Below are 8,245 nucleotides of genomic sequence, written 5' to 3'. Positions count from 1 at the left end.
TCGAACTGCCAGAAGGCGTAGAGATGGTAATGCCAGGCGACAACATCAAAATGGTTGTTACCCTGATCCACCCAATCGCGATGGACGACGGTCTGCGTTTCGCAATCCGTGAAGGCGGCCGTACTGTTGGTGCAGGCGTTGTTGCTAAAGTTATCGCTTAATCGCTGATAACATTTGACGCAATGCACAAGAAGAGGGCATCATTTGATGCCCTTTTTGTACGCTTTCGAACCAGAACCTGGCTCATCAGTGATTTTTTACCGATAATCATTGCTGAGACAGGCTCTGAAGATGGCGTTTATGCCGGGTAGTGTCTGAAAAGAACCATTCGGTTTGGTTTGCCTCGCAGTGGCGGGGCAAAAGTGTTTGTCTGATTTATTGTGACAGGTTGGTTTATGAGTGCGAATACCGAAGCTCAAGGGAGCGGGCGTGGCCTCGAAGCGATGAAGTGGCTGGCAGTAGTCGTTTTGCTGCTCGTGGCAATCGTGGGCAACTACATTTATCGTGATATCACTCTGCCGCTTCGTGCACTGGCTGTGGTCATCCTGATTGCAGCAGCGGGTGGTGTTGCGCTGCTGACGGTAAAAGGCAAAGCAACCGTGGCGTTTGCTCGTGAAGCAAGAACTGAAGTACGTAAGGTTATTTGGCCTACTCGCCAGGAAACTCTGCACACCACTTTAATCGTGGCGGCGGTTACCGCTGTGATGTCACTGATTCTGTGGGGGCTGGATGGTATTCTGGTCCGCCTGGTATCTTTTATTACTGGCCTGAGGTTCTGAGATGTCTGAAGCCCCTAAAAAGCGTTGGTACGTCGTTCAGGCGTTTTCCGGTTTTGAAGGTCGTGTAGCTACGTCGCTGCGCGAGCATATCAAACTCCATAATATGGAAGAGCTGTTTGGCGAAGTGATGGTTCCAACCGAAGAGGTTGTTGAAATCCGCGGTGGCCAACGCCGTAAGAGCGAACGTAAATTCTTCCCAGGCTACGTTCTGGTCCAGATGGTGATGAACGACGCAAGCTGGCACCTGGTGCGTAGCGTTCCGCGCGTAATGGGTTTCATCGGCGGGACTTCCGATCGTCCAGCCCCTATCAGCGATAAAGAAGTTGATGCGATCATGAACCGCCTGCAGCAGGTGGGTGATAAGCCGCGTCCGAAAACGCTGTTTGAGCCGGGTGAGATGGTACGCGTTAGCGATGGTCCGTTTGCGGACTTCAACGGTGTGGTTGAAGAAGTGGATTACGAGAAGAGCCGCCTGAAGGTTTCCGTCTCCATCTTTGGACGCGCAACGCCGGTTGAGCTGGATTTTGCTCAGGTTGAGAAAGCCTGATAATTTGATCGTTTAAGCAGCGATTATTCATTGCACAGGGCGCGAAATTGGCATACAATTTCGCGCCTTTTGTTTTTATGTGTCCAGTACACGTAAGACGTTTATTCACGGGGAGCCTTCTTGAGGCGCTATTACCCAATCAGAGGATTTTAGAATGGCTAAGAAAGTACAAGCCTACGTCAAGCTGCAGGTTGCAGCTGGTATGGCGAACCCAAGTCCACCAGTTGGTCCAGCTCTGGGTCAGCAGGGTGTGAACATCATGGAATTCTGTAAAGCGTTCAACGCAAAAACTGAATCCCTGGAAAAAGGTCTGCCAATTCCGGTTGTTATTACCGTTTACGCTGACCGTTCTTTCACTTTCGTTACCAAAACCCCTCCAGCAGCAGTTCTGCTGAAGAAAGCGGCTGGTATCAAGTCTGGTTCCGGTAAGCCGAACAAAGACAAAGTGGGTAAAGTTTCCCGCGCTCAGCTGCAGGAAATCGCGCAGACCAAAGCTGCCGACATGACTGGTTCCGACATTGAAGCGATGACTCGCTCCATTGAAGGTACTGCACGTTCCATGGGCCTGGTAGTGGAGGACTAAGAAATGGCTAAACTGACCAAGCGCATGTCCGTGATCCGTGACAAAGTTGATGCTACCAAACAGTACGACATCAACGAAGCTATCGCTCTGCTGAAAGAACTGGCTACCGCTAAGTTCGTTGAAAGCGTTGACGTTGCTGTTAACCTGGGCATCGATGCTCGTAAATCTGACCAGAACGTTCGTGGTGCAACTGTACTGCCACACGGTACTGGCCGTTCCGTTCGCGTAGCCGTATTTGCTCAGGGCCCTAACGCTGAAGCAGCTAAAGCTGCTGGCGCAGAGCTGGTAGGTATGGAAGATCTGGCTGACCAGATCAAGAAAGGCGAAATGAACTTCGACGTTGTTATCGCATCTCCAGATGCAATGCGCGTTGTTGGCCAGCTGGGTCAGGTTCTGGGTCCACGCGGCCTGATGCCAAACCCGAAAGTGGGTACCGTAACTCCTAACGTTGCTGAAGCAGTTAAAAATGCTAAAGCAGGTCAGGTTCGTTACCGTAACGACAAAAACGGCATCATCCACACCACCATCGGTAAAGTGGACTTTGACGCTGACAAACTGAAAGAAAACCTGGAATCTCTGCTGGTTGCGCTGAAAAAAGCAAAACCATCTCAGGCTAAAGGCGTGTACATCAAGAAAGTTAGCATCTCCACCACCATGGGTGCAGGTGTTGCGGTTGACCAGGCTGGTCTGAACGCAGCGGCGAACTAATAATCGCCTTTACGCGGGCGAAAGATTAGTCTATTATCTTACGCCCGTTGTTCTGTTTAGGCAGAACACAAAGAATTTTCGGTTGGAGCCTGGCCTTATCCAGGCCTCCGTCCAAGACCGCAGGTGTTTCGCAAGAGACTTAATTGCCTGCGTAGACGGTGACAGAACCTGAAGAATATTTTTAGATAGTCTTTAGCTTGTTTCTGCTCACCGTATGTAGACGCACTTTTCCATTTTGGTTAAGTGCGAAGTGAGTTTCGGGACGTTTCGTCCCGGCTAAAACCCAGGAGCAAAAGCTAATGGCTTTAAATCTTCAAGACAAACAAGCGATTGTTGCTGAAGTCAGCGAAGTAGCCAAAGGCGCGCTGTCTGCAGTAGTTGCGGATTCCCGTGGCGTTACTGTAGACAAAATGACCGAACTGCGTAAAGCAGGTCGCGAAGCCGGCGTTTACATGCGTGTTGTTCGTAACACCCTGCTGCGCCGTGTTGTTGAAGGTACTCAGTTTGAGTGCCTGAAAGACGCGTTCGTTGGTCCGACCCTGATTGCATATTCTATGGAACACCCGGGCGCTGCCGCTCGTCTGTTCAAAGAGTTCGCTAAAGCGAATGCAAAATTTGAGGTCAAAGCCGCTGCCTTTGAAGGTGAGCTGATCCCGGCGTCGCAAATCGACCGCCTGGCAACTCTGCCGACCTACGAAGAAGCAATTGCACGCCTGATGGCAACCATGAAAGAAGCTTCGGCTGGCAAACTGGTTCGTACTCTGGCTGCTGTACGCGATGCGAAAGAAGCTGCTTAATCGCAGTTTTCTTTATCAAGTATTCGCTTACGTATAAACTTATTCTGATATTCAGGAACAATTTAAATGTCTATCACTAAAGATCAAATCATTGAAGCAGTATCCGCTATGTCCGTAATGGACGTTGTAGAACTGATCTCTGCAATGGAAGAAAAATTCGGTGTTTCTGCTGCTGCTGCTGTAGCTGTTGCTGCTGGCCCAGCTGAAGCTGCTGAAGAAAAAACTGAGTTCGACGTTATTCTGAAATCTGCTGGCGCTAACAAAGTTGCCGTAATCAAAGCAGTTCGTGGCGCAACTGGCCTGGGTCTGAAAGAAGCTAAAGACCTGGCAGAAACCCCGAATGCCGTTCTGAAAGAAGGCATCAGCAAAGATGACGCAGAAGCTCTGAAAAAATCTCTGGAAGAAGCTGGCGCTGAAGTTGAAGTTAAATAAGCCAACCTTTCCGGTTGCAGCCTAAGTAATTAGGCTGATGGCTGGTGACTTTTTAGTCACCAGCCTTTTTGCGCTGTAGGGTACCAGTAGTGTTTCACACTGTTTGTCTGCTGGTTTCCATTCAATGCATGTCTCTATCGACGCCTTAATATACTGCGACTTTCTACGCCGGGAGTTCCGGGGTAAAGCGCAATGAAATGGTTTAAGAGTGATAGAAACAGGTATTGCGGGGAGTGTTCCACTTTCCGGTCCACAAAATAGTGTTGCATAAACTGCCCTTTTCGACGGGCAGATGGGTCGACTTGTCAGCGAGCTGAGGAACCCTAATGGTTTACTCCTATACCGAGAAAAAACGTATTCGTAAGGATTTTGGAAAGCGTCCACAAGTACTGGACATTCCTTATCTCCTTTCTATCCAGCTTGACTCGTTCCAGAAGTTTATCGAGCAAGATCCCGAAGGACAGTACGGCCTGGAAGCTGCTTTCCGCTCCGTATTCCCGATCGCAAGCTACAGCGGCAACTCTGAGCTGCAGTATGTGAGCTATCGCCTGGGCGAACCTGTATTTGACGTTAAAGAATGTCAAATCCGTGGCGTGACGTATTCTGCTCCGCTACGTGTGAAACTGCGTCTGGTGATCTACGAGCGCGAAGCGCCGGAAGGCACCGTTAAAGACATCAAAGAGCAAGAAGTGTACATGGGCGAGATTCCGCTCATGACCGACAACGGGACTTTCGTTATCAACGGTACTGAGCGCGTTATCGTTTCTCAGCTTCACCGTAGCCCGGGTGTGTTCTTCGACAGTGACAAAGGTAAGACCCACTCTTCAGGGAAGGTGCTGTATAACGCACGTATCATCCCTTACCGTGGTTCCTGGCTGGACTTCGAATTCGACCCGAAAGATAACCTGTTCGTGCGTATTGACCGTCGCCGCAAACTGCCTGCGACTATCATCCTGCGTGCACTGAACTACACCACTGAGCAGATCCTTGACCTGTTCTTTGAGAAAGTTAATTTCGAAATCCGTGACAACAAGCTGCAAATGGAGCTGGTACCGGAGCGCCTGCGTGGCGAAACCGCATCCTTCGACATCGAAGCTGACGGCAAAGTGTACGTTGAAAAAGGCCGCCGCATCACCGCGCGCCACATTCGCCAACTGGAAAAAGACGATATCAAACATATCGAAGTTCCTGTTGAGTACATCGCCGGTAAAGTTGCGGCTAAAGACTACGTTGATGCTTCTACCGGCGAACTGATTTGCCCGGCGAACATGGAACTGTCTTTGGATCTGCTGGCCAAACTGAGCCAGTCAGGCCACAAGCGTATTGAAACGCTGTTCACCAACGATCTTGATCACGGTGCCTACATCTCCGAGACCGTACGCGTCGATCCAACCAATGACCGCCTGAGCGCGCTGGTTGAAATCTACCGTATGATGCGTCCTGGTGAGCCACCAACGCGTGAAGCGGCTGAAAGCCTGTTCGAGAATCTGTTCTTCTCCGAAGACCGCTATGACCTGTCCGCGGTAGGTCGTATGAAGTTCAACCGTTCTCTGCTGCGTGATGAAATCGAAGGCTCGGGCATCCTGAGCAAAGACGACATCATCGAAGTTATGCGTAAGCTGATCGGTATTCGTAACGGCCAGGGCGAAGTGGATGATATCGACCACCTCGGCAACCGTCGTATCCGTTCCGTAGGCGAAATGGCGGAAAACCAGTTCCGCGTTGGCCTGGTACGTGTTGAGCGTGCGGTGAAAGAGCGTCTGTCCCTGGGCGATCTGGATACCCTGATGCCTCAGGATATGATCAACGCCAAGCCTATCTCTGCAGCAGTGAAAGAGTTCTTCGGTTCCAGCCAGCTGTCTCAGTTCATGGACCAGAACAACCCACTGTCCGAGATTACGCATAAACGTCGTATCTCCGCGTTGGGCCCAGGCGGTCTGACCCGTGAGCGTGCGGGCTTCGAAGTACGTGACGTACACCCAACCCACTACGGTCGTGTGTGTCCAATCGAAACCCCAGAAGGTCCAAACATCGGTCTGATCAACTCCCTGTCCGTGTACGCACAGACTAACGAATACGGCTTCCTTGAGACTCCGTATCGTCGCGTTGTTGACGGCGTTGTGACCGACGAAATTCATTACCTGTCCGCTATCGAAGAAGGTAACTACGTCATCGCTCAGGCGAACACCAACCTGAACGAAGAAGGCCGTTTCGTAGACGACCTGGTAACCTGCCGTAGCAAAGGTGAGTCCAGCTTGTTCAGTAACGACCAGGTTGACTACATGGACGTTTCCACCCAGCAGGTGGTTTCCGTCGGTGCGTCCCTGATCCCGTTCCTGGAACACGATGACGCCAACCGTGCCTTGATGGGTGCGAACATGCAACGTCAGGCGGTTCCAACTCTGCGTGCTGATAAGCCGCTGGTTGGTACCGGTATGGAACGTGCTGTAGCCGTTGACTCCGGCGTTACTGCCGTAGCGAAACGTGGCGGTACCGTTCAGTACGTTGATGCATCCCGTATCGTTATCAAAGTTAACGAAGACGAGATGTACCCAGGCGAAGCGGGTATCGACATCTACAACCTGACTAAGTACACCCGTTCTAACCAGAACACCTGCATCAACCAGATGCCTTGCGTGTCCCTGGGTGAGCCAATCGAACGTGGCGACGTGCTGGCAGACGGCCCGTCTACCGACCTCGGTGAACTGGCGCTTGGCCAGAACATGCGCGTAGCGTTCATGCCCTGGAACGGTTACAACTTCGAAGACTCCATCCTCGTTTCCGAGCGTGTTGTTCAGGAAGATCGCTTCACCACCATCCACATTCAGGAACTGGCTTGTGTGTCTCGTGACACCAAACTGGGGCCAGAAGAGATCACCGCTGACATCCCTAACGTGGGTGAAGCTGCGCTCTCCAAACTGGATGAGTCCGGTATTGTGTACATCGGTGCTGAAGTGACCGGCGGTGACATTCTGGTTGGTAAGGTAACGCCGAAAGGTGAAACCCAGCTGACGCCAGAAGAAAAACTGCTGCGCGCAATCTTCGGTGAGAAAGCGTCTGACGTTAAAGACTCTTCCCTGCGCGTACCAAACGGCGTTTCCGGTACCGTCATCGACGTTCAGGTCTTTACCCGCGATGGCGTGGAAAAAGACAAACGTGCGCTGGAAATCGAAGAGATGCAGCTGAAGCAGGCTAAGAAAGACCTGTCTGAAGAACTGCAGATCCTCGAAGCTGGCCTGTTCAGCCGTATCTATGCCGTACTGGTTTCCGGTGGCGTTGAAGCTGACAAGCTCGACAAACTGCCACGTGACCGCTGGCTGGAACTCGGTCTGACCGACGAAGAGAAGCAAAACCAGCTGGAGCAGCTGGCGGAGCAGTACGACGAGCTGAAGCACGAGTTTGAGAAGAAACTCGACGCTAAGCGCCGTAAAATCACTCAGGGCGATGACCTGGCACCTGGCGTGCTGAAAATCGTGAAAGTGTATCTGGCCGTTAAACGTCAGATCCAGCCTGGTGACAAGATGGCAGGTCGTCACGGGAACAAAGGTGTTATCTCCAAGATCAACCCGATCGAAGATATGCCTTACGATGAAAACGGCACGCCGGTAGACATCGTACTGAACCCGCTGGGCGTACCGTCTCGTATGAACATCGGTCAGATTCTGGAAACCCACCTGGGTATGGCTGCGAAAGGCATCGGCGAGAAGATCAACGCCATGCTGAAACAGCAGCAGGAAGTCGCCAAACTGCGCGAATTCATCCAGAAAGCGTATGACCTGGGTACAGACGTTCGTCAGAAGGTTGATCTGAATACCTTCACCGACGAAGAAGTTCTGCGCCTGGCTGAAAACCTGAAAAAAGGTATGCCGATTGCTACTCCGGTATTCGACGGTGCAAAAGAGTCGGAAATCAAAGAGCTGCTGCAACTCGGCGGTCTGCCATCTTCTGGCCAGATCACCCTGTTCGACGGCCGTACCGGTGAGCAGTTTGAGCGTCAGGTAACCGTAGGTTACATGTACATGCTGAAACTGAACCACCTGGTTGATGACAAGATGCACGCGCGTTCTACCGGTTCTTACAGCCTGGTTACTCAGCAGCCGCTGGGTGGTAAGGCTCAGTTCGGTGGTCAGCGCTTCGGTGAGATGGAAGTGTGGGCGCTGGAAGCATATGGCGCTGCCTATACCCTGCAGGAAATGCTGACCGTTAAGTCTGATGACGTGAACGGCCGTACCAAGATGTATAAGAACATCGTGGATGGCAACCATCAGATGGAACCGGGCATGCCGGAATCCTTCAACGTACTGTTGAAAGAGATCCGTTCGCTGGGTATCAACATCGAGCTGGAAGACGAGTAATCGTTGCTCAAAAGGTCCAGGGTGCCCGGCTAACGCCGGGCATC

At 51.7% G+C, this 8,245-nt stretch carries 8 protein-coding genes; all 8 read left to right on the top strand.

Annotated features, from left to right (window positions below; translation table 11 throughout):
- A partial coding sequence (locus tag F3J29_RS22280) for an EF-Tu C-terminal domain-related protein (RefSeq protein WP_498043893.1) occupies nt 1-161 on the top strand: 161 nt, incomplete at its 5' end.
- A 234-nt stretch (nt 162-395) separates the two neighbouring features.
- Nucleotides 396-779 (top strand): preprotein translocase subunit SecE, encoded by a 384-nt coding sequence (secE, locus tag F3J29_RS22275; RefSeq protein WP_008460146.1) that lies wholly within the window; start codon nt 396-398, stop codon nt 777-779.
- Nucleotide 780: 1 nt separating this feature from the next.
- Nucleotides 781-1,326: a transcription termination/antitermination protein NusG gene (gene nusG / locus F3J29_RS22270; protein ID WP_002438628.1), complete on the top strand. Its 546-nt coding sequence runs from the start codon at nt 781-783 to the stop codon at nt 1,324-1,326.
- Between the two features lie 154 nt (nt 1,327-1,480).
- A complete protein-coding gene (rplK, locus tag F3J29_RS22265) occupies nt 1,481-1,909 on the top strand; it encodes a 50S ribosomal protein L11 (protein WP_008460147.1) in 429 nt (142 codons plus the stop codon).
- 3 nt (nt 1,910-1,912) lie between these two features.
- Nucleotides 1,913-2,617 (top strand): 50S ribosomal protein L1, encoded by a 705-nt coding sequence (gene rplA / locus F3J29_RS22260; RefSeq protein ID WP_039289255.1) that lies wholly within the window; start codon nt 1,913-1,915, stop codon nt 2,615-2,617.
- Between the two features lie 299 nt (nt 2,618-2,916).
- Nucleotides 2,917-3,414 carry a 50S ribosomal protein L10 gene (gene rplJ, locus F3J29_RS22255; RefSeq protein WP_002438625.1) on the top strand — a complete coding sequence of 166 codons (498 nt, stop codon included), beginning with the start codon at nt 2,917-2,919 and terminating at the stop codon, nt 3,412-3,414.
- 66 nt (nt 3,415-3,480) lie between these two features.
- A complete protein-coding gene (rplL, locus tag F3J29_RS22250) occupies nt 3,481-3,846 on the top strand; it encodes a 50S ribosomal protein L7/L12 (RefSeq protein ID WP_008460150.1) in 366 nt (121 codons plus the stop codon).
- A 326-nt stretch (nt 3,847-4,172) separates the two neighbouring features.
- On the top strand, nt 4,173-8,201 hold the full coding sequence (gene rpoB, locus F3J29_RS22245; protein WP_166869350.1) for a DNA-directed RNA polymerase subunit beta: 4,029 nt from the start codon (nt 4,173-4,175) through the stop codon (nt 8,199-8,201).
- The last annotated feature ends 44 nt before the right edge of the window (nt 8,202-8,245 follow it).

This window comes from Enterobacter sp. Cy-643 (assembly GCF_011752815.1).
In the GTDB taxonomy this organism is placed as follows: Bacteria; Pseudomonadota; Gammaproteobacteria; order Enterobacterales; family Enterobacteriaceae; genus Cedecea.
The sequence above is the reverse complement of the archived record's forward strand: the minus strand, read 5'-3'. Positions and strand labels throughout refer to the sequence as shown.